We start from the raw sequence: 25445 nt of genomic DNA, 5'->3' as shown, positions 1-25445 counted from the left end.
CTCCAGCGCCCGTCGAACTACCGCAGCCCCGAATCCCTCGCTGTGCCGGGGCAGGTACGCCCCGGCCGTTATCGTGGCAGCCAAGATCCGCTCAGGGCAGAGCCAGCTCCCCCTACCGGGGTTCCACCTGCCGCAGGACGGCATTCGCCTCGGCAAGCCCGCGGTAGGCTGCTTCGAGGTTGTTAGATTTGAACCGGTGCTGCTCCATGATGACCATCAGCAGCCAGATGCCCTTGTAGGCGACCGCCCGGATTCGGGCCTGCTCGCGCGGGTGTGCCGCAGCCGCCCGTGATCAACAGGACGACCACCGGCCGTCTCCTACTCCTCCGGCAACCCGAGGTCGATGCCCCACTCCGCCTCATACCGCGCCGCCTCCTGCGCGGCGTACAGCACGGCACCCACGCTCCAGGCGTGGGAGAGGGTGAGCAGCATCCCCTTGGGCTGGAAGCAGTTCGTGTTGTAGTAGCGCTCGGTCACCATGCCCTTGTAGGCGTTGAAGTCGCCATCTTCCCTGGCGATGAACTGGAGGAAGCAGGCCAGGTTGTCGCGGGTGCGCTTCAGGTAGTAGTCGTCGCCGGTGTGGCGCCAGAGCCGCAGCATCTCGGGCAGGGCGATCAGGCCGTAATTGTGCAGATGCTGGTTGGAAGGCGAGGCCAGGTCGGCGCCCCGGGACCGGAAGTCGAACTGGGCCAGCATGGTGTGTGTCGGGAAGGCGAGGTTGTAGGTCCAGCGGAACGTCATGGTCCAGTCGGCGGCATCCCGGGCCACGGCCAGCCACTGCGGGTCGCCGGTCTCCTCGTAGAGCCGCACGTAGGCGATCACCGCGTTGTAGCCGTCCTCGCTGGTGGGGCAGAGGTGCACGTCCTCCGGCGCACCGTAGAGGAAGGCCTCATCCACGAACCGCCGGTAGTACTGGCCAGCCCGCAGGGCCGCGTCCCGGAAGCGCGCGGCCAGGGCCCGCACCGCCTGCGCCCTGCCTCCGGCCGACGGCTGGGCCAACTCTGGCGACTGGCCCCCCATCCCGTGCAGGGCCGCCGCATGCGAGCCGCACCCCGCCGAGCACAGGGCCCCGTCAAGCGCCCCGCACTCCACCGGCGGCCGGGCATCCCCGCCGGACGGGACCCCCTCCTGCGTCAGCGCGTCCGCCACCTCCTCCATGACTTCCGCCGCTTCCAGCAGCGCGGCGATCCACAGGAGGCCGCCTGCGCCCTCCCAGTCCATCACCTCGCCGGACTCGGCGTGGTAGTATGCCCCCAGGGCGCCGTCGGCCCGCTGCACGCGGCAGACGTAGAGCAGGTTCGACAGCACGGCCGCCGCCCAGGCGGGGTGGTTCACCCCCCGCTCCTGCTCCGCCGCCAGGGCGCGCACCATGAAGAGTGTCGCCTCGGCAATCGTGCGGGCGTGGACCCAGCCCTTGTGGGGGGTCCACCCCTGGCTCCAGCCGCGGCCCTGGCGCCACTCGCCCCAGAAGATCCCCGCCGGGGCGAGGCCGGAGGCGATCTTGTCCATCACCGCCACCGCCGCCTCCACGTACTCCTCCCGGCCGTGGGCGCGCCCGTACTCCAGCAGGGCGTGGAGCCACGGCGTGCCGCTCACCCAGCCCACGTGCATGTTGAGCCGGTCCTGCGCCCCGCTTTCGCGGTCGAAGGGGGCCGTCTCGCACAGGATGGCCAGGTCGGGCTTATAGTGCCAGCGGTAGAGACCGTACGCGGTCAACCCGGCGGCCCGGCGCAGCCCCATCCAGGGCCGCAGCGGGTGAGCGGCCCGATCCAGCCGGTAGAGCTGCCGCACGAAGGGGGCGTAGGCGTGAGGCTCCGACCCGCCGACCCAGACCCGGAAGCGCAGGAGCACCTCCTCGCCGGGGGAGAAGCGGTGGCGGGGGCGGTCGGCCGGCCCCGGCGTGCCGGGGGCCAGGTAGGTGACCGGTTCCTCCCGGAAGGGGAAGTCCAGCCAGATCCTCGTACCGTCTGCGTTCCCCGCGAAGCCCACGCCGGTGATGCCCAGCGGGCTCGTCTCGGCGGTGGACAGCGCGGCGGAGCCGTCCTCGTTCCAGGCGAAGACGGCCGGTACCGCCGCCCGGTCGGCACGGAAGGACCAGCGGTCTGAGACCAGTTGCTGCGGATCGCCGCCGGCGAAATCGTACCGGGGGTAGATGCGGCTGCAGTGGGGCAGCCGGTTCTGGCCGTAGAAGACGCCCGGGATCAGCCAGGTGGGACGGCCGGGCCCCAGGAGGTCGAAACTGACCCGCAGGGCGGCCTCCGCCGGCACCTCGCCCTCGTAACGGACACGCAGGTCGACGTCCCAGTAGGGAGCGTCTTCGCCGGGCCGTGGCGTCCAGACCGCCTCGGCGGCGAAGCCGTGCGCCCGGCCGCGCAGGACCAAGGGGATGGGCGCATCGCCCGCACGGCCGCCTTCCCGGCAGCCCGCCGCGCCCGCTTGGCCGGTCTCCTGCGGCTCACCCGGCCGGCCCGGCTCCGTATCTTCAACCGGCACGGGCAGGGCGCGCTCGCCCGCGCCGTCCGGCACGAGCACCGAAAGCAGCGCTGTCGCGCGCAGCCGGTTGCCGACCTGGAGTTCGCCGCCGCTCACCCGCACCGCCTCGCCGGGTGCCTTCCCGCTAACCATGCCGAATCGCCTCCGTGTTCCAGCCCTGGATGAGGAGCCGCCGCTCCGGCCCCGCCTCGGGGGACCATTCCACCCGCACCGTCCGGCGTTCGCCCGGCAGCAGGTGGAGGAGGTTGTCGCTGAACCAGGCCCAGCCCGGTGCGTTCAGCGGGCGGGCGTCGTCGAGCCGCACGCAGAGGGCGGCGACCGCCCCCCGGTTGGTCAGCGTGAGCTGCCCGTCTGCGCCCGCGGCCACCTCCACCGCGACGGTGGGCTGGTGAAGCATCGGCCGCAGGTTCTCTCCGGTGGCGAACAGGTACCGGTTCTCGGCCACCCGCCGTGCGCCGCCGGACACGGCCATGTCCGAGCCACCGGTCGCGGTCAGGTCCGGGCTGCCCGTCACGGTCAGATCCAGGAAGAAGAGCGGCTCGCGGATCTCGGCCAGCGGCAGATCCACCGTGCAGATCGGGACCGCCCCGGCCGCCGGCGCGGTCGCCGCGCACTCCTGCTCCCGGTAGACCCGTCCGGTGGCGCCCACCACCCGGACCTTCACCGTAAGTCCGTCCAGCGCCTGCGCGCCGGCGTGGGCAAGCCACACCTGTGCGGTGAACCGCTCCCGGCCGGCCCAGACCTGGCTGTCGAACCGGGCCGTCACCGCCAGCGGGGCGTACGCCCGGGCCACGGCCCAGTAGCCGCCCTTGGGCTCGCCGTAGTAGTCCACCGCAGACGTGCACCAGGCGTTGGGGAAGGGCTCGTTGAACTGCCAGGGGATCGAGCCGCTGCACCGCCACTGCCGGCGCCGGTTGGCCTCGAGGGCGTAGCGCAAGGCCTCGTGCTGCAGGAACTGGCTGGCCCGGGAGAGCGTGACCCAATCCTCGATTCCGCCGAAGGCCTTCTGCACCAGCGGCTCGTTGATCCACCAGGCGCCCCGGTGGAAGTAGACGGGGTTGTCCTTGGTGGCCGGCCACCTGTGCTCGGGGGCGATGGTCGCCTCGATCGTCTTCACGTTGGCCATGCCTTCGGCGCCGAACTCCGAGTGGAGCAGCGCGGTGGAGCGGTTGTAGAGGGTATACTGCGCCGTGAGCCCCTGGTGCTCCCAGGGCCCGTGCACGTCGTGCAGCCCCTCCGGGTTCTCGTCCAGCGCCTTGAGCGACAGGTTCGCCACGGGCCCCGAGGGCGAGGTGGGCAGCCAGTGGCGGTCGGGGTCCAGCCGGCGCACCGCGTCCTTCAGGGCCGCCAGCACAGGCTCGGCGTCGGTGAGCGGTACGCCGCCGTCCATCAGCTCGTTGCCGCCGCACCAGATCACCAGCGACGGGTGGTTCCGGCGGCGGGGGATGATTCTCTCCGCCTCCCGGGCCATCATGGCCACGTATGCGGGGTCGGTGGAAGGCTTGTTGCCGATGCCCGAACTGGAGAGGATGAACTCCTGCCAGACCATGATGCCGTGCCGGTCGCAGAGGTCGTAGAAGGCCTCCTTCTCTATCAGGCCGCCGCCCCACACCCGGAAGAGGTTCACGTGCGCCCGGTCCGCCAGCCGGATCAGCCGCTCCAGCTTGGCCGGCCGCTCCACGCCGTACAGGGCGTCGATGGGTACCCAGTTCCAGCCGTTGAGATAAACACGCCGGCCGTTCACCACCAGCGTGTACGGCAGGGAGCCCTCCGGGGCCCCCTCGTTCCGCACCGCCTCCACCCGCCGGATGCCGAAGGTGACGGTACGGGCGTGCGACACCGCACCGTCTTCGGTGATCAGGCGCAGCGTCGCCTCGTAGAGCGGCTGCTCCCCGTAGCCGTTGGGCCACCAGAGTGCAGGTCGCTCCAGGGGCAGGGCGAAGTTCAGCCGCGTCTCGCCCGGCGGCAGGGCGTGGGCGGAGCTGTGCCGGGCCACCACGGCCCCGTCGCGGGCGATCTCGATCTCGGCCGTCACCCGGCAGCGCTCGGCCGCGTCCAGCACGGCGGAGACGGAGAGGTCGGCCCGGCGGAAGTCCGGCGTGAGCTCCGGCCGTACCCAGAGGTCCGTTGCCTGCACCGGGCCGGTCACCTCCAGGTAGACGTCGTCCCAGATGCCCTGGTGGACCATGCGGGGGCAGAAATCCCACCAGTAGTTCATGCGGGCCTTATGGGTACGCACGTAGCAGGTCTTGCTCACCTGCGGCTCCTCGTCCGGCGCCCGCTCGATCACCACCGCCAGCAGGTTCTCGGCGCCGAAACCCAGCCGGTCCCCCACCAAAACAGCGACGGGGGTGTACATGCCCTCATGCCGGCCCAGCGGCTCGCCGTTCAGGAAGAACTGGGCGGCGTAGTCCACTCCCTCGAAGCGAAGGGTGACCCGCCGGCCCCACCAGCTGAGGTCGGCCAGGAACGACTTCTTGTAGATCCAGGTCCGCTGGTGGACCCACTCGGAGAGCAGGCTCTGTTGCTCGTAGTAGGGGTCGGGAATCTGGCCGAGCCGCAGCAGGTCGGCCTGCACGCTGCCCGGCACGACGGCCGGGTACCACCAGCGCACGTCCCGGGTGCCCGGCTTCTCGGCATCCCGCCAGACCCAGTCCTCGCCCAGGAAGCCCTTGAACTGCCAGTCCGATCCGTTCAGCGAGACCCGCACGGCGATCCCTCCGGTCTGTGAAGATTCATCCGCGACGGACCAGGAGATTGGGCCAACTTAGTCTAACGCTTATAAGAAGTCCTTCGCCCAGGGGAGAGTGATCTCCTCCCGATGGGTGAGAGAAGGAGGACGAACCTGCACGTGAACAGCAAGCGCAGCAAGGCGATTACCTTTACGCTGGCCGGCCACGCCCACCTGGACCCGGTCTGGCTCTGGGACCGGCAGGAGGGCTGCGAGGCGGTGAAGGCCACCTTCCGCTCGGCTTTGGACCGCATCCGCGAGAACCCCGACCTGGTCTTCGTGCAAAGCTCCGCGGCGCAGTACCAGTGGATGGAGATCCACCCCGACCTGATGGCCGAAATCCAGGCTGCCGTGGCATCCGGCCAGTGGGAGCCGGTGGGCGGCTGGTGGGTAGAGCCCGACGTGAACGTCCCCTCCGGCGAGTCGCTGGCCCGCCAGGGGCTCTACGGCCAGCGCTACTTCCAGCGCGCCTTCGGCCAACGGGCCCGGGTGGCGTTCCTGCCTGACTCCTTCGGCCATCCCCCCACCCTGCCCCAGATCTTCCGGCTGTCGGGGCTGGAGTACTTCGTCTTCTGGCGCCCCCACCCCCACGAGCTGGAGCTGCCTTCCAACCTGTTCTGGTGGGAGGGGCCCGACGGCACGCGCATCCTCAGCGCCCGCATCGAGACCTACAACTCGAACCCGAACCAGGTGGTGGACTCGCTCACCGCCGCCATCGACTGGCGGCCGGCGGACGCGCCCGAGTGGCTGGTGGTCTTCGGCGTGGGCAACCACGGCGGCGGTCCGACGAAGAAGGCCATCGCCAACCTCCGGGAGCTCATGGCCTCCCCGGACTGGCCCACGCTCCGCCTGGGCCGCGTCGACGGCTTCTTTGACCGGGCGGCCGGTCGGGAACACCCCGTCTACAAGGGGCCCCTGCAGTACACCTTCCGCGGCTGCTACACGTCGCATGCGGGGGTGAAGCGCTGGAACCGGGAGGCGGAGTCGGCCCTGGCCGGGGCCGAGAAATGGTCCACCGTGGCCACCCGGTTCGGCCTGCCCTACCCGGCGGAACCGCTGGCGCGGGCCTGGCAGCACCTGCTCTTCAACCAGTTCCACGACATCCTCGCCGGCACCAGCATCCCCCGGGCCTACGAGGACGTCCGGCGCGAGCTGGGCGAGGCCATCGGCACCGCCCGCCGGGCCACGCACGCCGCCATGCAGGCCATCGCCCACCACATCGACACCCGCAGCGGCGACCACCCGGTGGAGGAGGCCATGCGCCGGGTGCGCACCGGGCCGGGCAACGCGGTGGCCGACCTGGGCGACGGGGTACCGGTGGTGGTTTTCAACCCCAGCCCCTGGCCCCGCCGCGAAGTCATCGACGTGGAGCTGAACGACTGGCACATCGACGAGCTGCAGGTGCAGGACGACCAGAACCGACCCGTGGTGCACCAGTTCGCCGAGGGCGAGGCCGGCCCGCCCCGCAAGCGGGTGGCCTTCCTGGCCGACGTGCCGCCGCTGGGCTACCGGCTCTACCGCATCGTCGACCGGCCGCCGGCCCTGCCTGGCCCCGACGCCCTCCCCCTGGCCGCGGACGAGCGGGTGATGGAGAACCACTGGTGGCGGCTGGAGCTGGAGCCCCGCACCGGCGCCCTGCGAAGCCTCCGGGACAGGCGGCTGGACCGGGAGCTGCTGGCCGGAGCGGGAGCGCAGTTGCTGGTCATCGACGACCCCACCAACGCCTGGGGCAAGGGGGCCCACTTCCGCCACCTGGCCGGCGTCTTCGGCGAGCCGGAGGTACAGCTGATCGAGAACGGGCCGGTGCGGGCCACCTGGCGCATCACGCTGCGCTGGGGCCGCTCCACCGCCCGGCAGGAGATCACCCTCTACCGGGAGAGCCCGGCCATCCACGGCCGGCTGGAGGTGGACTGGCACGAGGAGTACCGGTTCCTGAAGCTGGCCTTCCCCTTCGCCCTGGAGGAGGCCCGGCTCACCTGCTCGGTGCCCTTCGGCTTCGTGGAGCGGCCGGCGGCGGGGCAGGAGGAGCCGATTCAGCAGTGGGTGGACGTGACGGGCTTCCTGGCCGGGGAGGCGAGGACCACCGAGGCCAACTGGGCCGGGCAGGGGGACGCGGGCGGCGCCGCCTGCGACCGGGCCGCCCGGCGGCTCGCCTACGGCGTGGCCCTGTTGAACGACGGCAAGTACGGCGCCGATGCGCTGGGGGGCGAGCTGCGCCTCTCCATCCTGCGCAGCCCGATCCACGGCGGCGGCGACCGGGACGCCCGCCCGCTGCGCCCGGCGGACCGACACCTGGACCAGGGAGTCCACGTGTGCCGCTGGGCCCTGCTGCCCCACGCGGGCGACTGGCGGGACGCGGGCGTGGTGCAGGCCGCCCAGGACTTCAACGAGCCGCTCACCTTCGTGCGGGAATACGCCCACCCCGGCAGCCTGCCGAAGGCGCAGTCCTTCCTCTCCGTGGACCCACCCGACGGTGCGGCGACGACAGCCCTGAAGCGGGCCGAAGAGGGCGACGACTGGGTCCTGCGGCTCTACGAGCCCTGCGGCCGTGCGGCCCGCGTGCGGGTGCGCATCCCGCTGCTGGGCGCCGACTTCCCGGTGGCACTGGGGCCGTGCCAGATCAAGACCCTGCGCATCGGGCCGGACGGCGCGGTGCAGGAGGTCAACCTGTTGGAAGAACCGTTCTGACGGAACTCCCCCTGGCCTGTGGCACAGGGCTGCGGCGCCCGGCCCGGGGCGGGCCCGTAGCGCGGGGCGGGCCGGCGCCGTCAAAACCCACAGCAACCGGATTTTGCGATGGGGAGGGGTCTCTGTGCCGGTCGTATCGGCGGAGCGTTTCGCGACGGGACTCACGTGGGGCGAGTACCTGGCCGGGGCCACCGAGCACCAGGAGCAGCGCAGGCAGATCTACGAGTCGGTGACCTTCACGCCTGCGCAGCGGGAGGCGCTGGCCGCCCTGCGCCCGCTGGGGCTGAAGGTGCTGGTGCTGGAGGAGTACTGGTGCGGCGACGCGGCCCGGACGGGGCCCGTGCTCGCCCGGGTGGCGGAGGAGGCGGGCATGGAGGCGCGCTGGTTCTTCCGGGACCAGAACCTGGACATCATGGACCAGTACCTGGAGAACGGCACGTCCCGCGCCATCCCCTGCTTCATCTTCATGACGCGCGATCTCGAGTACCTCACCCACTGGGGCAGCCGCCCCCGGGCGGTGAAGGAGGCCGCGCGGCCGCTGCAGCCGCTGCCCCCGCAGGGCGACCCCGCCCGCCCCGCCGCCTTCGAGCGGTTCAAGCAGGTGCTGGCCGCCGCTTACGAGAAGGTGATGCCCCACGGGGTGGTGGACGAACTGCTGCAGTACATAAACACAGCGCTCCAGCACAAGATATAGGTAGGAAGGACCCGGGCGACGCACGCCCGGGTCCTCTTGCACGTCGGTCAGGCGGTTGGGACTGCTGAACGGTTCCACGCGGAGCGCCCTCGTTCGCGGTTGCGACGCCCGGCGGGCCACCCCTGCGCTGCGTGGTCAGAGGTCCAGCCGGAGGCGGATCATGTCGCGACAGAGGATACCGTTCTCGTATATGGGCTCGGGATAGTGCCGGGTGAAGAAGTCCAGGTCCACACCCACGATCCGGAACCCGCAGCGCTGGTAGAGCGCCAGCTGCTTCAGCGACGAGTTGCCCGTCCCCACCTCGATGCTCCTGAACCCCAGGGAGCGGGCGACGTCGATGGCGTGCAGGACCATTCTTCTGCCGATTCCCCGGCCCTGCTCCTCCTCGGCCACGGCCACATTGACCAGTTCGACTGTGTGTGGGCGCGTCTCGATCAGGACGCAGACGGCGACGACCTGCCCGGCCAGTTCACCCACGTAGCAACGGCCGCGGCGGAGATAGCTCTCGACGGCCTCCCGTGACGGATCAGCCAGCAGCAGGAGCGCCATCGGCGCCTCCTCGTCAGCCAGGAGAGGTCGGATCTTGAGGTCGTCCATCCATCAACCCCCCGTGCATCGCGGTCGGCGGACATCCCCTGCGCCGCGCATCGGCGGCTCCCGCAGCATCCCAGACCAGGCTGGCCGCCCCGCGGACGCCGGCGGCCGGATCCGCGGCCACTGCCACCCGCCCGCCCAACCGCGCGGCGAGAGGGCCGGCGAAGAGGTCGGCGCTGCGGGCGATCCGGCCGCCCAGCACCAACAGGTCCGGCCGGAAGGCCTCCGCCACCGGCCCCAGTGCGTCGGCCAGGACGGCCGCCCATTCCTCCCAGAGCCGCAGGGCCGCCGGGTCGCCGGACCGGGCCGCGTCTGCGAGCTCCTTCACGTCCCAGTTGGCCCGACCGGGGTCGATCTCCTGCCACAGCCGAAGGATGCCGCGGCGGGAGACCCACTCGTCGAGGATGCTCCCGCGGAAGGGCAGGTGGTAGACCTCGCCCCTGCGGGGCACCCCCTCCCCCTCGGTCACGATGCGGCCGTCCACGACGAAGGCGCCGCCGCAACCGGTGCCGAGGGTAACGGCCATCACCCGCCGCTTCCCCCGGGCGACGCCGTACCGCGACTCGCCCAGGGCGAAGGCCGCGGCATCGTTGATGAACCGGATCGGAAACTCCACGTCGAGGCCCAACCTCCGGCGCCAGTCGTCCTTCAGGTTGACGCCGCAGATGGAGTCGTACTTCCGCAGTCCCCGGATGAGGCTCACGCCGGCAGTGTAATCGAAGGGACCCGGCATGCCGACCCCGATGCCGACGACGGGCCGGCCGCCCGCCAGCGCCCACAGCGCCCGCAGCACCCGGTCGAACTGCGCCAGCACCGCCTCCCGGCCCTGGTCGCTGGCCATGGGGAAGTGGACGAGCCCGTCGTCCCGCCCCACCAGGCCGCCGTCGGCCGCCACCAGCCCCGCCTTCACCGACGTGCCGCCCACGTCCAGCCCGATCACCACCGCGCTATCGGCGCACATAGGTCTTCACCACCTGACAGGGACCCCCGATGGCCGAGAGGCGGAACCGGCCCAGGGAGGCCGGCACGACGTAGGTCTCCAGGTAGCGGATCTCAGCCAGGGCCTGGTCGTCCGCGGCCCACAGGATGGCCCCCTCGCCCGACACCACGGTGAGGAGCAGGAAGCCGCCTGCGGTGTCGTCTCCCATCTCGCTGTCGATGTGCAGCCGGTTCACCCCGTAGAAGGTCATGGCATGGCTGCCCAGGTGGTACTCCCGCCCCCCCTGCTCCTCCCGGAGCAGCAGCGGCCGGGGAAGGAGATAGCGCTCCACCCACCCGGTCGTACGGGTGAAATCGATGACGTCGAAGGCGAAGCCGGCGTTGATCGGCCGGGGCCTGCCGTCCAGGTCGGGCCGCAGATAGTCGTAGATCTTGAAGGTATACCAGTACGGCGTGGAGCTGATCTCCAGCACCAGGTTGCCCGCGCCGCTGCAGTGCACCGTGCCGGCCGGGATGAGGAAGAGATCGCCCACATGGGCGTCCCATGCGTTGGCGAACTCGGCGATGTCGAAGGGGACCTGTTCCTCCTGCGCCCGGCGCACCGCCTCGGCCAGCCGCTCCCGGGTCGCCGATTCCGTAAGGCCGAGGTAGACCTTGGAGCCCGGCGCCCGCTCCACCACGTAGTAGCTCTCGTCCTGCCCGATGGGCTCGCCGAACTGCTGGCGCGTGTAGGTGTGGTGGGGATGCACCTGCAGGGAAAGATTTCCGCCCTGCATGGTGTCGAGGTAGTTGATGCGCACCGGGAAGAACTCGCCGAACTGCCGGTAGACCTGCTCGCCCACAATCCGCCGGGCCTGGAGCCACATCAGGATGTGGAAGGGCAGGGTGACCGCCACGCCGCCCACGTCGACGGTCACGGCGTTCTCCGGGGCGACGACCTCGAAGTCCCAGGCGCAGTTGGGCCACTCGGGGGGCAGCCCCGCCGCCTCCTTCAGCCGCTGCCCGCCCCACACGCCGGGCATGAAGAAAGGCTTGCAGCGGAAGGGGCGGGAGGCCACGTCGGCCACGACCTGCTCCAGCACCGCCAGCGGCAGGGCGACGGGGCGCTCGCGATCGGTGCAGTCCACATAGTAGTCCACCGCACCGCCCCGGAGGAGGGTACGCTTGTGCGCCTCCAGCAGGGGCCACTCCACGTAGTAGGCCGCCTTGTACCGATCCCCGGATCCGCCGGAGGCGAGGTTCCCCAGGTTGGGCAGCCCTTCCTGCCGCTGCCGCCGGATGATCTCCTCCCGGGGCACGTCGCAGTAAAGGCGCAGGTCGGCGTCGGGCCTCACCGCCGCCGCCCCCGGACCCACGACCAGGAGGCGGTCGCCCCGTGCGGCCGCCTCCAGCGCGTCCGCCCGGAAGTAATCCGAGAGGGGCCGGTCGCAGATTCGCCCGAACACCGGATTATCGGTGAGCCAGGGCTGGAAGTGCGCCCGGAGTTCCTCCGGGGGGCGCAGGTAGTCCGTCGTGCGCACCACCCGGTAGCCGGGCAGCGCCGCGACGATGCGGTCCCAGTCCGCACCCCACATGCCGTCCACCGCCACCACGGGGGCGCCCGCGCAGAGCGCCCCCAGCTCCGCGTACCCCACCGCCAGGTCCGCATCCACCCGCGTGGGGTTCACCGGACGGGCCCTCATGCCTCCACCCACTCCAGCAGGTTCGTCTCCACCACCGGAGCCGCCGGGTCTGCAGGCACCCGGAAGGTCTTGATCTCACAAGGCCCGAAGCGTACGTCGAACTCCCGGCCCAGGAGCGGGATCCGGATGGTGGCCCGGGTGGCGACCCGGTCCGTCTCGTAGGCCCGCACGACCAGGTCGTCGCCGTCCTCGGCCTTCTTGACCACGCTCACCACCACGTTGGGCGCATCCACCGCCAGCAGCGACTGCGCGGGCGGCAGCGGGCCCGCGTGGCTGGTCTCCGGCAGGGCTACGGCGGGCTGGTTCAGCTCGGCGGCCCGGCGCACCGTGCCCGCCTGCTCCCAACTGCCCTCGTGGGGCAGGAGCGAGTAGGTGAAGCGCTGCACGCCCTGGTCCGTGTACGTGTAGATCCCATCGGGCGTCGGCACGTACGGGTCGTGATGCGCGTAAATGGGGCTGCGCAGCACGGTGAGGCTCATCTCCCGGCCCCGCACCGAGAAGCTGTACTTGCCATCGTTCAGCAGCGAAAGGCCGTACAGCGCATCGGTGCCCCGCACCACGCCGGTGAGGTCGATCCAGCTCTGTCCGGGCTCCTCCTCGCCATTGGCGGGCCGCTCGATGTGGCCGTAGGGGATCTCGTAGGTGGCCCGCGGGAAGTGCAGGCTCGTGGGGAAGCGGAGCTTCAGCATCTTCTGCTGCTCCCGCCAGTCCACCGTCACCGCCACGTCGATGCGCTCGAGTTCGCGGTAGAGGCTGAAGTCCTGGATCAGCTTCGAGCTTCCCCAGGCGCTCTCCACCCGGATCGTGGCCTTCACCGGGCCATGCTCGATCAGGCGCACCCGGGTCGGGGCGAACGAGCCCACCTCGTCTTCGAACTTGAACACGCCGTGGCTCCAGGTGTCGCTGGGGTCGTGGATCACCGCGGGCCGGGCGCCGCCGCCGGCGATGACGGCGAAGTTCGCCTTCTTGTCGAGGAGCTGCTTGATGCAGCCCGTCTCGGGGTCGATCTCCAGCCGGAAGCGGGCGTTCTCCAGCACCGTGTCGGTGGCGCCCACCTCGGGGAAGGACGGGCCGGGCTCCTCTTGGCGCACGAAGCGGTAGGTGCGGTAGCCCATGGCGGGCAGGTCGGCGACGAAGGCCACCCGCCGCCGCCAGCCGGTCACGGTGGCGTGGGAGCGCACGAACTGGAAGGGCACCGGGTTCCCCTGGTCGTCCAGCAGCACGTGCTGCTCCTTCAGCCCGCCGGTCTCCATCTCCACCAGCAGCCGCGCCGGCCAGGCGTGCGGGTTGAAGACCACCACCGGCTGGCTCCCCTCCACGTGGTCGATCTGCACCCGCCAGGCGATGGACTGGATGGCGTGGTTCAGGGCCCGCGCCCCGATGGCCATCGCCTCGCCGTAGAGGTCGCGGGCGTCGTCGTAGGCCTCCTCCAGGGCCGTGCCGGCCAGGATGTCGTGGAACTGGTTGAAGAGCACGCCCCGCCACGCCCGCTCGAAATCGGTCGGATACGGCTGGCCGGTGAGCCGCTGGGCCAGGGCCGAGAACTTCTCGGCGGTGAGGAGCAGGTTCTCCGCCTTGCGGTTCCAGCGCTTGATGGCGCTGTGGGCGGCGTAACAGCCGCTGGCGTGGTGCTGCAGCTCGTCGTGTACCACCGGAATCGGGAGGTCGCGCCCGAGTTGCTCCCGGAAGAACCGGTCGGGCGAGCTCATCACCAGTTCGGGGAAGTCCGGCTGGCCGTTCATGCGCCGGATCGAGTCCAGGTTCGCCTTCGTGGGGCCACCGCCGTGGTTGCCCACGCCGTAGAAGCACATGATCTCACTGAACGGCTCCTTGGCCTCGCCCTCGCACTTGCGCACGTGCTTCTCAATGTCGCCGCTCCAGGTGAGGTACTCGAAGGGGATGCGGAAGGCGAGCACCCGGGAACCGTCGTTTGACTCCCACCAGAAGAGCCGGCCCGGCAGCCCCTTCTCGTGGGGGCCCGGCCGCATGAACGTGTAGAAGTCCATGCCGCTCTTCTTCAGAATCTGGGGCAGCGTGGCGGCGTGGCCGAAACTGTCGGGGTTGAAGCCGGTCCGGGCGATCACGCCGAAGCGGGAGTGGAAGTACCGCTGGCCGTAGAGCCCCTGGCGCACGAACGACTCGCCGCCCGGGATGTTGCAGTCGGGCTCCACCCACCAGCCGCCCACGATCACCCAGCGGCCCTCCCGCACGCGCCGCCGGATCTCAGCGAACATCTCGGGGTCGTTCTCCTCCACGAAGGCGTAGAAAGCCGCGGAGGAGCAGGTGAAGATGAAGTCGTCGTACTCGTTCATGCGGTCCAGCACGGAGCGGAAGGTCGCCTTGACCTCCTGGAAGCCCTCCGGCCACCGCCAGAGCCACACCGGGTCGATGTGGCCGTGCCCGATCATGTGCAGCTTCGTCTGCTTCAAGGCTCGGCTCCTCCTTCGTCGTCATCCGCCAGTTCGAAACGCACCGTGGCCAGACCCCAGGCCGGGACCGGCACCGCCAGCGAGCCGTCAGGCGCAGGTGCGAGGTCGGTCCGCTCCCGCTCCAGGAGGTCGGTGACCCAGGCCCGGACGATGCGCCGCCCGGGGATACGCACGCGGGCGGTCCGCTCCTGGCCCGCGATCTCCTGCACCCGCAGCACGTAGCCGTCCGTCCAGCGGGCCCGCGTGAAGGCCGTCAGGGCCACCTGCTCGGGGCTGACCTCCGCCAGCCGGCCGCCCGCGGGGTCGGCGTAGGGGGCGCGTGCGGTCCGGAAATCCTGGAAGGAGATGCGGTGGGCGTAGAGCCCCCGGCGGGTGCTCCAGCCGAGGCGGTAGGCCTGGTCGGGCGGGATCGACCGGCCGCTGGTCAGCCGGTAGCGGAAGCTGATCTCGCCGCCCTGCTCCGCCTTGTAGTTGGTGTGCCAGTAGTTGTTCATCACGTACGAGAAGACCTTCCCGCCGGTCAGGTCCATCTCCTTCGGCCAGCGGCCCCGCACGACGGAGCCCACCGTGAAGAGCGGCACGTCCGGCGAGCAGATCTGTACCGCCGCCCCCTCGGTGGAGAGGAGGACGGAGGTCTGCAGCGGCAGCCACTCCTTGCACCCGCCCGGCAGCTCCTCCCGGTGCCAGTCCACCCAGCCCAGATGGGCATCGGAGCGCACGGTGGCCCCGGCGAGCGCCGTCGGGAAGGCGACGTAGACCGCCTCCTTGGTGCGGCGCGGCTCCTTGCGGTAGCAGTAGGCCAGGTCGACCCACTTCGCCCCGCAGGGCAAGCTGACGGTCAGCGTGAGCTCCCCCGCCTCCACCTCGCCCCGGAGCACCAGGGACTGCCCCAACTCGTGCCGTTCCAACCGGACCGCGGTGGGGCGGAAGCGGGAGAGCACCTCGGGGTGGCCGTCCGGCAGGTTCGCCTGGTTCGAGACCAGCCGGGTACCCTCGCCGCCCCGGGCATAGAGCAGCCGGCCGAGCCCCAGGGGATCGGACGGGTCCGCCAGCTCTTGCTGTAGATCCTTGTCGAACCAGCTGGCGATGGCGCCCCTGCCCGTGTCGACAGTAAGGCGGTAGAAGTCGTTCTCCAGAATGACAGGGTTGTCGAAGTCTTTCCCGGCGGTATCGACATCCATCGCCTGCCCGGACGTCCCGGGTTCCGCGGCGGGGCGGCGCACCAGCACCAGCCGCCGGTAGCTGAGCCCCGGCATCTGGTCGATCCAGAGCTCCACCACGGCCTGGGTGGCCAGGCGCCGCAGCGTGCGCATGGGTATCGCCTGCCCGGTGGCCGGGTCCACCGGCACCTCGTCGGGCTCGATCTCCACCTGCACCGGGCCGCTGACGGCGAAGCTGTGCGGGTTGTAGACCACCACCTCGCGCCCGTCGGTGTTCCAGCAGAGGCTGTGACGGGTCGCGGCCCCGTGCAGCAGCCGCCGGGCCCAGTCCGCCGCGCTCCGGGCAAAGCCCGCCTTCACGGCCCACTGGTCCTGCGTCAGCAGGGCATCGGGGTCACTGCAGCTGAGGAAGGCGCCCCACGTGTGCTCGTCGTAGAGCAGCACCTGCCGCCAGGCCTCGTCAAACTGGGCGAGGGGAAAGGCCCGGCCCGGGGCGTGAATGGCCGCCAGCGCCTCCAGCCGCTCGGCAGCGGGAAGGCTGGCCTGGGCCTCCCGCACCTGCGCCGTCTCGGCCAGCGAGCTCAGGGCTCCGTCCTCCCAGTAGGCCCCGCCGTCGCCCCGCACCGTGGGCAGCCGGTCGCCGAAGCGCGCCGCCACGTCGTCGAAGAACTGCGCCACGTCGCAGGCAATGAGCCGCGGGTACGCGTACGTCTCGTTCCAGCGCCGCACGAAGTCGATCGGCTGGGGGTCGAGGTCGGTGTTGTCGGCCTCCTGCCCGTAGAGGAGCACGGCGTCGGGGACGTAGTCTTCCCGCTCGTACTCGGCCAGCCACAGCTCGAGCCCCCGCTCGGCGGAGGCGGGCACGGGCGGGGAGCCGCAGACCTTGCGCAGCTCACAGTACATCTTGGCCAGCCAGACGAGCACCCGGCCGCCGGCGGCGCCCTCCCACCAGAAGGGGGACTTCAGGTGCAGGTTGCCGTTGAGCCGGAAAGGACCCCGGTCCTGGTTGTTGGCGTGCACCAGGTAGGGAATGCCCGCCTCGCTGAGGATCGTCGGTGCCGCACCGGTGATGGAGGCCACGTCGACCACGGCGTCAAAGCGCGCCGCGGCCCCCAGCGGCCGGAGCAGCACGTCGGTGACGGCATGGTTGCGGATCAGGTCCTCCAGCCCGGCCAGGTGGGTGAGCAGGTCAACGTAATTGCCGGCCACGCCGATCTTACCCTTCCGCACCGCCTCGGCCAGCGCTCGGATGCGCGCCGGGCTGCGGGTCTGCAGGTAGTGTTCCAGAGCCCACGCGGAGTCCAGGTGATACGTGAAGTCCGTCTGCCCCTCCGGCAGCGCGGCCAGGCGGTCCAGGGCGAAGTCGATGTTGCGGCAGAGCCGCTCGGCCACCTCCCACTGCCGGTGGGTGTAGCCGATATCGGTATGGGCGTGGGGCGTGATGTAGACCAGCCACTTCCGCTTGCGGCGCAGTCGCCCCTCGCGGACCCAGCCGGGCCCTTCCAGCCGCCAGGCCACCTCACCGTCGCCGTCGAAGAGGTCGAAGGGCAGGCGCACGTGGCCGAAAGGCCGGGCCGGCAGCGCCAGGGCGTGCCGCTCCTCCCGGTCGCCCTCCCGCAGGGTCAGCCGCATCTCACCGGCGGGGCAGCCCCCGGCCAGTTCGACCTCCACGAAGCAGCGCTCCACCAGTTCGCCGTCACGGCCGCGGCGGTAGAGCACGGTGGGCACCACCGCGACCCGCCGCACCGGGTCAGCGGGCGGCGCCGGCTGGTGCAGCAAGGTGAGCTGCTGGTAGATGAACCCGGCGCCGTTCGCCATGCGGTCAAGCCGCTTGATCGCCTCGGGGCGGTCGACCCGGAGCACCTCCCCCTCGTCCCGGGCGGTAAGCACCAGGGCGTTGGCCCCGCGCCGGAGCAGGGACGCCGGAATCAGCACCTCCGCCACGCCCTCCGCGTAGATGGTGGTGTGCAGACCCGCGTGCAACCGGATCTCCCCTGAGCGGCCGGGCTCCGGCCGCAGGTACACCGCGCCGGAAACGCCGTTCACCGCCACCTCGAGGAAGGCGAGCCGGGGCGCAATCGCCAGATAGCAAAGCCGCAGGAGGTAGGCACCCTGCGGCTCTTCTGCGATGTGGAACTGAATGGTGTAGGGATGAAGCCGGTACCCTCCGTCCGGGTCCGCCTCACTGGGGTGAAACAGCGGCCACCGCCGGGTGCCTGCGGCGGCGGACACCTGCAGCACCACCGGGTCGAGCAGATCGGGCTGCCGGTAGTTGTCCACCAGGTCGGCCGGTCCGATCTGCCAGAGAACCTTCCCTCCGCTCAACCGTCCTGCCTCCCCGCGAGCACCCAGTCGTCGATGCGTTCGCAGATCATATGAATCATTAAGACGTGCATTTCCTGAATGCGAGCGGTCGCCCCGGACGGCACCACCAGCGCGTGATCCGCCACGGAGACCACCCGGCCGCCGGTCCCGCCGGTCAGGGCCACGGTCACGGCCCCGAGGCGCCGGGCGGCCGCGAGCCCCCGGATGACGTTCTCCGAGTTGCCCGACGTAGTGATCCCCACCACCACGTCGCCCGGCCGCACCAGCCCCTCCACCTGGCGGGCGAAAAGTTCGGCGAAGGCGTAGTCGTTGCCGATGCAGGTTACCGTCGACGGATCGGTGGTGAGGGCCATCGCCGGCAGGGGCCGCCGTTCCCGCCGGTACCGGCCCAGGAGCTCAGCCGCGAAGTGCTGGGCGTCGGCCGCACTGCCGCCGTTGCCGAAGGCGTAGACCCGCCCGCCCTGCGCCAGGGCGTGGCAGATGGCCTGCGCCACAGCCTCCACCTGCGGCAGGAGCGGCTCCAACTGCCGGGCGACGGCGAGATGCTCCTCCAAATAGCTGTTGAGGGGTTCAGACATAGCTCCCCACCTCCGCTGCGCGGGACTCCAGCCGCTCCAGCACCACGGCGGCGGCGCCGAGGATGCCCACGTCATTGCCCAGCTGGGCCGGGACAATGTCCACCGGCTCCGCCAGGGGGCGCATGGCGCGCGCCCGGGCGATGCGCCGGACCGGTTCGAAGAGCAGGTCACCGTAGTTGGTCATGCCCCCGCCCAGCACGATGCGCCGAGGGTTGAAGATGTTGATCACGCTTGCGAGGCCCGCTCCCAGGATCTCCACCGTCTCGTCCCAGATCCGCCGCGCCAGCGGGTCGCCCCGCAGCAGGGCCTCCTTGATGGTCTCGCCGGTTATCCCGTCCGGCGAGCCCGCCAGGTCGAGGAGCAGTGAGGGCTCGCCGGCCTCAACGGCCTCCCGCGCCCGTGCGGCGATGCTGGGACCGGAGGCGTAGGCCTCGAGGCAGCCGCGGCCGCCGCAGTTGCACGGCCGGCCATTGTAGACCACCGACATGTGGCCGATCTCGCCGGCGTTGCCGGTCTCGCCGGAGTACAGCCGGCCGCCGAGGATGATGCCGCCGCCGATGCCGGTGGAGATGGTGAGGTAGACCATGTTCTGCACGCCCCGCCCGGCCCCGAACCGGTGCTCGGCCAGGGCGGCGGCGTTGGCGTCGTTATCCAGGTACACCGGACGGCCGAAGGCATCTGCAAGAATCTGCACCAGCGGTACCTCCACCCACCCGGGCAGGTTGGGCGGGTTCATCACGACGCCGCACTCGGGATCGAGGGGTCCGCCGCAGCCCACGCCGCAGGCGCGGATCTGGTCCCAGGTAATGCCCGCGGCGGTCACGGCGGCGTGGCAGAGTCCCTGCAACCGGGCGATGACCCGCTCGGGGCCCTCCTCCACCTGCGTGGGGATGCGCTCCTGGGCGACAACCCGGCCCTCCGGCGTGACGACGCCCACGGCCAGCTTGGTTCCGCCGATGTCGATGCCAAGTAGGTAGTTCGTTTGCTTGTTGCCGGAGCCCATGCGCAGCCTCCTCTTAACCCTTCACGCCACCCGAGATGGCCGCACCTTCCGTGAAGTACCGCTGGAAGGCAGAGAACAGGATGATAATCGGCAGCATGACGATGATCGAGGCGGCCATCAGGTGTTGCCATTCGGTCTGCGAACTGGACTTGAACATCGCCAGGCCCACCTGCACGGTGTAGAGCTTCGTGTTGCTGATGTACAGCACCGGGCCGACGTAGGCGTTCCACGCGCCCTCGAAGCTCATCAGCGCCACCGTGGCCAGCGAGGCCTTCGAGAGGGGCAGGATCACCCGGGAGTAGATCCAGAACTCGTTGGCGCCGTCGATGCGGGCCGCCTCGCAGAGCTCTTCCGGTATGCCCATGAACATCTGCCGGAGCAGGAAGATGAAGAACGGGGTTCCGAAAAACTTGGGCACCACCAGCGGCAGGTAGCTGCCCACCCAGCCCATCTTCGAGAAGAGCACGTACTGGGGAATCATGGTCACCATGCCCGGGATCATCATGGTGGAGAGCATGAGCCCGAACAGCACGTTCCGGCCGGGGAACCGCAGGCGGGCGAACCCGTAGGCCACCAGCGAGCTGCTGAGCGTCTCACCCAGCACGCAGGCGCCGCTGTAGAGGGCGGTGTTGATGGTGTACCGGGTGAACGGCACGGAGGTCCAGGCCTCAATGAAGTTCCGCCACACCGGCGGCCGGGGAATCCAGTTGGACAGCGCGACCTGATCGTCCGGCTTCAGCGCGGTGGAAAGCATCCACAGGGCCGGGAAGACGATGAAGGCGCTCACCGCGGCCAGGATCAACAGCGCCATGGTCTTCCAGGCGATGGTGTAGATGAGGTGCCGCCGCCGGCTGCGGATGAGCTCAGGGGTCATGTAGGGCGACCTTGACGTCGTGGCCACGGCGGTTACCTCCTTTCACCCTCGTAGTAGACCCAGCGCTTGGAGCCCCAGAACTGAATGGCCGCCAGGATCATCGTGATGATGAACATCACCCAGGCCATCGCCGAGGCGTAGCCCATCTTCATGTCGCGGAAGGCGGTGTTCCAGATGTAGAGGCCGTTGAACAGCGTCGAGTTGGAGGGGCTGCCCGGCGGGTTGGTCACGATCAGGGCCGCCTCCCAGTACTGCATGGCACCGTTGATGCCGGTGATCAGCTTGAAGAAGATCGTCGAGGAGAGCATCGGGAGGGTGACGTTCAGGAACTGGCGCCACCCGGAGGCTCCGTCGATCTGCGCCGCTTCGTAAAGCTGCTTGGGAATCGCCTGGAGTCCGGCCAGGTAGAGCAGGATACCGCCGGTGGCGCTCCAGGCCGACATCACGATCAGGGCCGGCTTCGACCACTTCGGGCTGGCGAACCAGAGCGGCGGATTGTCCACTCCGATGGACCGCAGGAAGTTGTTCATCAGGCCATCCTGCGGGTTGAAGACCCAGACCCACAGCATCAGCACCGCCACGCCGGTCAGGACCTTGGGCAGATAGAAGATGGTCCGCCACATCCTCTGGAACGGCACGTTCTGGAACAGCAGGACGGCGGAGACCACGCCCACCACGATGTTGATCGGCACGGAAAAGACCGTGAAGTACAGGGTGTTCCACACCGACTTCCAGTAGAACGGGTCGCTGAAGAACATCTTCTTGTAGTTGGCCAGGCCGATCCAGTCGAACTTGGACGTGACGTTGTAGTTGGTGAAGCTGGCGTAGAGCGAGAACAGCATGGGGCCGGCGACGAACACCAGGAAACCGATTGCCCACGGAAGGATGAACAGGTAGCCGGCCAGGGCCTCCTTGGCCCGCATGGAGAGCGCAAAGCGCCTGGGCCGGGCCCCTTTGGTGGCTGCCATGATGCCCCACCTCCCCGAACCTGGAAGTTGGCTGGTTAAGGAATGCCCCGGGGGGAGCCTGGCCCCCCGGGGCGTCACCTCCGTCAACAGCTAGTTGCCCGCCAGGTTCTCCGCGACAACGTCCTCGATCTGCGACTGGGCCTGGTCCAGCGCGGCCTTGGCGCTCATGTTGCCCATCAGCACCTCGTCGACCGCCGGGTTGACGAAGTCGAGGTAGTTGGAGGCAGTCAGCGGCACCGGGATCAGGCCGGTGTACTGCATGTTGTCGGCCGCCCGCTTGAACTCAGGCGTGGTGATGGTCTCGACGGCCTTGGTGTAAGCCGGGAAGTCGTTCTGCTCCTGCGCCCAGATCACAGCAGCCTCCTGGGTCCAGTACTTGGCGAACTCGAAGGCCTGCTGCGGGTGCTTGGAGCCCACGGGCAGCTCCACAGAGAAGCCGCCGCTGTAAGAGGCGTTCTGGTGCTGCTTGCCGTCGGGCGTCGGGACCGGGACAACGCCGTACTCGAGGGTGGGAGCGTTGGTCTTGATCTCCTTCTCGAAGGTCGCGGTCTCAACCACCATGCCGAGCCTGCCCTGGATGAACGGATCCTGCGGGCCCTCGCCGAAGCTGCCCTTGAAGGCGGAGAAGACGTCATAGCCGTACCGGTCGGTCCACTTCTTGATCCACTCGAGGACCTCGACGTTCTTGTCGGCGTTGATGGTCGGGGTCTCGTCGTTCTGGAACAGCAGGCCGCCGGCGTTCCAGACCCAGCCCTGGAAGCCGAAGTTGCCCATCAGCGGGTGGAAGCCCATCTGGACGAGCTTGCTGCCCTCCCACTTGTCAAGCTTCTCGGCCATAGTCCACAGGTCGTCCCAGGTCACGGGGCCCTTCTCGGGGTCGAGCCCGGCCTCGCGGAACAGCTGCTTGTTGTAGTACAGGAACTTGGTCTCGCCCACCCACGGCAGGGCGTAGATCTTGCCGTCATCCGTGGTGACGGCGTCCCAGAAGTTCGGGTAGTACAGGTCCTTCAGGTCGAGGGCGCCCAGGGAGCTCAGCTCCATCGCCTGGCCGTTCTCGCCGCGCTGGATCGAGGTGAAAATGTCAGGCGACACGACCATGTCGGGCGGGTTGCCGCCGGCCACGGAGGCCAGGTACTTGGTGTTCATCTCGCCGAACGGGACGAAGGTGTAGGTCACCTGGATGTCCGGGTGCTCGGAATTCCACTTGTCCACGATCTTGTTGATGGTCGGCATGCGGGTCTCGGACGACCACCAGCCCCAGAACTCAATGGAGACGGGTTCGGCCTTCGGGGTCTCAGTCTGCTGCGGTTGCTGCTGGGTGGGCTGCTGCGTCTGCGGCGTCGTGCTCTCTCCGCCCTTCTTGGCGCCGCCACCGCAGCCGGCGAGCAGCGTCGCGGCGAGCAAGGAAGCCAGGAATACCGCGGTAACCTTGCGTCCGATCATGCCCATGCGAACCTCCTCAGCCAAGAGTTTGGTCTCTATCGCCTGGGAGCCCCTCAGGCAGACTCCCACGCAATCATGACGGAAACAGGTCGACGGGGCCCCGGAAGAGCCTGGCCAGAATCAGCGAGGCCGCTCCCTTCACCAGGAAGTCGTCACCCAGGGCGGAGCGCACGATGCGCACCTGATCGGAGAGCACCGAAAACGCCCTCGCCCGCCCGAGCTGCAGGGCCCGATCCAGCACGATGGGGCTGCGCTGGGCCAGCCGGCCGGCCAGCACGATCAACTCGGGGTTGTACATGTTCACGGTGTTGGCGACGGCGATGCCCAGCATCCGCCCGCACTCGTCCAGCAGGTCCAGGGCGAGCTTGTCTCCCGCCTCGGCGGCCTGCAGAATCTCCTCGGTGCCGATCTCGGCCTCGGCCTGTGCGGCCAGGCTGCTCGCCACGCCCCGGCGAATCGCCTCGGCGGCCTTCCGGCCGAGGGCGAAGCCCGAGGCCAGGGCCTCCAGGCAGCCGTGGTTGCCGCAGCTGCACCGCGGCCCGTCGAGGTCCAGGGTGCCGTGGCCGATCTCTCCGGCACCGCCGGCGCCGCGATAGAGCTTTCCGCCCATCACGATTCCGGCGCCGATGCCATCGTCCACGATGATCAGGATCAGGTTGTTCACCGCCTGGCCGGCGCCGAACCAGATCTCGCCGGCAGCGGCAGCGTTGCCGTCTTTCTCCACCTGCACCGAGAGCCCGGTCGCCTCCTCCAGCAGCCGCCGGAGGGGCACGTTCTGCCACCCCCGCATGTTGGGCGGCGTAAGCAGCACGCCCGCCTCGCTGTCCAGGGGGCCGGGAGCGGCCACCCCCATCCCCTCCACCTTGTCGCGGGAGACGCCGGCGGCGGAAAGGATCTCCCGCACGCCCTCGGCGATGCGGGCCACCGCCTCCGCCGGAGGCGTGCCCGGAGACTTGGGCTTGCGCACCTGTCCCACCATCTGGCCGGACAGGTCAAACAGCCCGACGACGAGTTTGGCGCTCTGGAGTTCGCAGCCCAGCACGTACCGGGCGGTGGGGTTCAGCGTCAGCAGCACGGGCTTGCGGCCGCCGTTGGACGTGCCCAGCCCGACCTCGCACACGAGATCCTCAGCGATCAGGTCAGCCACGGCGTTGGTTACGGTCGTGAAGTTCAGCCCAGTGACCCGCCTGACTTCGGCCCGTGAGACCGGCCCCTGTCGCCGGATGACATCCAGGACCAGCGAGCGGTTCCACTGGCGAATCAGATCGCTATTTCCCGTCACCATCCGGCGGGCCACCACACACTCCCACCTTTCTTTTTCTACTCGTTAAAGTTGTGCCTTTCTCAGCCTCGCCAGCCCTCTTTTCAGGGCCGAGCAAGCCCGATTCGGGGTCAACTTTATCTAGGCACTAGAGTAATTGGCCGCGCATCCCCCCATCTCCTGCTGTCGTCCCCCAACAGAACGAAGTTTTTCTCCTCCCGGAGCATGAAAGAGTACGAAAGATCTACTTGGAGGCAACGAGGGTGCCCATCTGTGCCTCAACCCGCGCCTCGAGCCGGAGCACCCAGAACAGGCTGAGCGTAGCGGAGAGCAGGGCGGAGCAGACGAAGAGCTGCGCCAGGTGGGAGCCCGTGAGCGGCCCGACCAGGACGGGCGTGAGGAAGCCGGTCAGCCCGGTCGCAGCCGCGAAGAAGGCGAAGTAGGAAGTTCGGTCTTCCCGCGGGGCCAGCCGCATGTTCAGCGTCTGGTTGGCCAGGTTCATCCCCATGGAGGACGAGCCGTACACCACGTGCCCCAGAATGAGGGGCGGCAGACCCAGTTTCCCGCCCAGCAGGTACCATAGCGGCACGGAGGCCAGCCCAAGGGCGAGAACTCCAATGGCCCGCGGCTGCCCCACCCGGTCCTCCCAGCGCCCCCACAGCGGCGCTGTGAGGATCGAGGCCAGGGAGGAGAGGGTGGTCAGCCAGGACACGGTGGAGAACGAAAGGCCCAGGTACTGCACCAGGATGACGGGGTAGAACGGGGTGGCCAGGCCCTGGGCCACCCCCCATGCGGCATAGAAGCCGGCGGCCGTGAGGTGCGGCCCCGGCCGGGTGAGCGGCACGCGCAGCGACTCCCAGAAGGAGTGGCTCCCCCGGCTGTCGCCCCGGGGCAGCTCCGGGTGCTGGAACCACCAGTACAGATTCACCAGCGCCGCGGCAAGGGCCGCCAGGCAGAGCGCCGTGAATCCGGGCCGGCCCGGCCACCGGTCGAGAATCTGGCCGTAGAGCAGCACCGTCAGCATGGAGACCAGGGTCGTCCACGCGTTCCGCTGGGCGAAGTACCGCCCCCGCACGTCCATGGGCACGAGGTCGCACATGTACCCGTGCCAGAGCACCGAAGTCGGGGCGTTGGCGACCCAGGCCAGCACCTGCAGCGCCACGAAGACGTACAGGGAAGCCGGCGGGGGCAGGAGCCAGAGCGCCAGCAGCCCGGCCAGTGCGCCGCCCACGCGCTGGGTGCCCGCGAAGAGCGCCATGCAGTTGCGCCGGTGCGCCAGCCCCGACACAAGCGGGGCGACCAGGAGCTGCATCATGGTCGCCAGGGACTGCAGCGCCCCGAGGATGCCCAGTGCGAAGCCGCCCGCCCCCAGGTACACGGCCATGCCGGTGAGAAAGCTGCCGCTCAGCGCGCCGGTCCAGATGGTGTACGTAGAGCCCTCCACCGTTGATGCGATCATCCCGCGGCGAATCTGCCCTTCCGGCATGCCTGCACCCTCCGACTCAGCCATGGTGGATCCTCCCTTGTCTCCTGCGAATCCACTTCCTACGGTCGATGTTCAAGTTGCTAAGGTTCCAGTACAC

The 25445-nt window shown here is 69.7% G+C and carries 17 protein-coding genes; 3 read left to right on the top strand and 14 right to left on the bottom strand.

Translation table 11 applies throughout. The features are described from left to right. The coding region (locus tag AB2385_RS07995; RefSeq protein WP_367654431.1) for a hypothetical protein at window positions 1-292 on the top strand (292 nt) is incomplete at its 5' end. Window positions 293-318: 26 nt separating this feature from the next. Here the strand turns inward: AB2385_RS07995 and AB2385_RS07990 are convergent. Both AB2385_RS07990 and AB2385_RS07985 read right to left on the bottom strand, forming a co-directional pair. Beyond that, window positions 319-2625, bottom strand: coding sequence for a hypothetical protein (locus tag AB2385_RS07990; protein ID WP_367654430.1), 2307 nt, complete (start codon window positions 2623-2625; stop codon window positions 319-321). Then, complete coding sequence (locus AB2385_RS07985; RefSeq protein ID WP_367654429.1) at window positions 2618-5203, bottom strand: glycoside hydrolase family 2 TIM barrel-domain containing protein; 2586 nt, start codon at window positions 5201-5203, stop codon at window positions 2618-2620. Before AB2385_RS07985 ends, AB2385_RS07990 begins: the two co-directional genes overlap by 8 nt. A gap of 141 nt (window positions 5204-5344) precedes the next feature. Here AB2385_RS07985 and AB2385_RS07980 point away from each other — a divergent pair, with 141 nt between their 5' ends. Further along, window positions 5345-7912 (top strand): alpha-mannosidase, encoded by a 2568-nt coding sequence (locus tag AB2385_RS07980; RefSeq protein WP_367654428.1) that lies wholly within the window; start codon window positions 5345-5347, stop codon window positions 7910-7912. A 124-nt stretch (window positions 7913-8036) separates the two neighbouring features. Then, entirely contained in the window at window positions 8037-8606 is a 570-nt protein-coding gene (locus tag AB2385_RS07975; RefSeq protein WP_367654427.1) for a thioredoxin family protein, read from the top strand. A 135-nt stretch (window positions 8607-8741) separates the two neighbouring features. Here the strand turns inward: AB2385_RS07975 and AB2385_RS07970 are convergent, their stop codons facing one another. The 12 genes from AB2385_RS07970 to AB2385_RS07915 all read right to left on the bottom strand — a co-directional run bounded on the left by AB2385_RS07970 (window position 8742) and on the right by AB2385_RS07915 (window position 25372). Further along, on the bottom strand, window positions 8742-9203 hold the full coding sequence (locus AB2385_RS07970; protein ID WP_367654426.1) for a GNAT family N-acetyltransferase: 462 nt from the start codon (window positions 9201-9203) through the stop codon (window positions 8742-8744). After that, the gene (locus tag AB2385_RS07965; protein ID WP_367654425.1) at window positions 9169-10161 is read right to left on the bottom strand and encodes an ROK family protein; all 993 of its coding nucleotides are present in this window, start codon (window positions 10159-10161) and stop codon (window positions 9169-9171) included. The genes AB2385_RS07970 and AB2385_RS07965 overlap by 35 nt, the downstream gene beginning before the upstream one ends. Further along, window positions 10148-11806, bottom strand: coding sequence for a class I mannose-6-phosphate isomerase (locus AB2385_RS07960; RefSeq protein ID WP_367654424.1), 1659 nt, complete (start codon window positions 11804-11806; stop codon window positions 10148-10150). The genes AB2385_RS07965 and AB2385_RS07960 overlap by 14 nt, the downstream gene beginning before the upstream one ends. A gap of 11 nt (window positions 11807-11817) precedes the next feature. Beyond that, window positions 11818-14250 carry an alpha-mannosidase gene (locus AB2385_RS07955; protein ID WP_367654423.1) on the bottom strand — a complete coding sequence of 811 codons (2433 nt, stop codon included), beginning with the start codon at window positions 14248-14250 and terminating at the stop codon, window positions 11818-11820. Continuing rightward, window positions 14247-17735 (bottom strand): glycosyl hydrolase-related protein, encoded by a 3489-nt coding sequence (locus tag AB2385_RS07950; RefSeq protein ID WP_367654422.1) that lies wholly within the window; start codon window positions 17733-17735, stop codon window positions 14247-14249. Before AB2385_RS07950 ends, AB2385_RS07955 begins: the two co-directional genes overlap by 4 nt. Continuing rightward, window positions 17732-18313 (bottom strand): SIS domain-containing protein, encoded by a 582-nt coding sequence (locus tag AB2385_RS07945; protein WP_367654421.1) that lies wholly within the window; start codon window positions 18311-18313, stop codon window positions 17732-17734. The genes AB2385_RS07950 and AB2385_RS07945 overlap by 4 nt, the downstream gene beginning before the upstream one ends. Next, entirely contained in the window at window positions 18306-19316 is a 1011-nt protein-coding gene (locus AB2385_RS07940) for an ROK family protein (RefSeq protein WP_367654420.1), read from the bottom strand. Before AB2385_RS07940 ends, AB2385_RS07945 begins: the two co-directional genes overlap by 8 nt. A gap of 13 nt (window positions 19317-19329) precedes the next feature. Further along, a complete protein-coding gene (locus AB2385_RS07935; RefSeq protein WP_367654419.1) occupies window positions 19330-20217 on the bottom strand; it encodes a carbohydrate ABC transporter permease in 888 nt (295 codons plus the stop codon). A 5-nt stretch (window positions 20218-20222) separates the two neighbouring features. Beyond that, window positions 20223-21158, bottom strand: a complete 936-nt coding sequence (locus AB2385_RS07930) for a carbohydrate ABC transporter permease (RefSeq protein WP_367654418.1) — start codon at window positions 21156-21158, stop codon at window positions 20223-20225. 90 nt (window positions 21159-21248) lie between these two features. Continuing rightward, the gene (locus AB2385_RS07925) at window positions 21249-22601 is read right to left on the bottom strand and encodes an ABC transporter substrate-binding protein (protein ID WP_367654417.1); all 1353 of its coding nucleotides are present in this window, start codon (window positions 22599-22601) and stop codon (window positions 21249-21251) included. Window positions 22602-22674: 73 nt separating this feature from the next. Continuing rightward, window positions 22675-23898: an ROK family protein gene (locus tag AB2385_RS07920; protein ID WP_367654416.1), complete on the bottom strand. Its 1224-nt coding sequence runs from the start codon at window positions 23896-23898 to the stop codon at window positions 22675-22677. A gap of 208 nt (window positions 23899-24106) precedes the next feature. Beyond that, a complete protein-coding gene (locus AB2385_RS07915) occupies window positions 24107-25372 on the bottom strand; it encodes an MFS transporter (RefSeq protein WP_367654415.1) in 1266 nt (421 codons plus the stop codon). Window positions 25373-25445 lie beyond the last annotated feature (73 nt).

The organism is Symbiobacterium sp. (assembly GCF_040797425.1).
Classification (GTDB): Bacteria; Bacillota; Sulfobacillia; order Symbiobacteriales; family Symbiobacteriaceae; genus Symbiobacterium.
This window is presented reverse-complemented; position numbering and strand designations above follow the sequence as displayed.

Coding starts and splice junctions, on each gene's coding strand:
- AB2385_RS07990 (WP_367654430.1), bottom strand. CDS start 2,625: ATGGTTAGCGGGAAGGCACCCGGCGAGGCGGTGCGGGTGAGCGGCGGC.
- AB2385_RS07970 (WP_367654426.1), bottom strand. CDS start 9,203: ATGGACGACCTCAAGATCCGACCTCTCCTGGCTGACGAGGAGGCGCCG.
- AB2385_RS07965 (WP_367654425.1), bottom strand. CDS start 10,161: ATGTGCGCCGATAGCGCGGTGGTGATCGGGCTGGACGTGGGCGGCACG.
- AB2385_RS07945 (WP_367654421.1), bottom strand. CDS start 18,313: ATGTCTGAACCCCTCAACAGCTATTTGGAGGAGCATCTCGCCGTCGCC.
- AB2385_RS07940 (WP_367654420.1), bottom strand. CDS start 19,316: ATGGGCTCCGGCAACAAGCAAACGAACTACCTACTTGGCATCGACATC.
- AB2385_RS07930 (WP_367654418.1), bottom strand. CDS start 21,158: ATGGCAGCCACCAAAGGGGCCCGGCCCAGGCGCTTTGCGCTCTCCATG.
- AB2385_RS07925 (WP_367654417.1), bottom strand. CDS start 22,601: ATGATCGGACGCAAGGTTACCGCGGTATTCCTGGCTTCCTTGCTCGCC.
- AB2385_RS07915 (WP_367654415.1), bottom strand. CDS start 25,372: ATGGCTGAGTCGGAGGGTGCAGGCATGCCGGAAGGGCAGATTCGCCGC.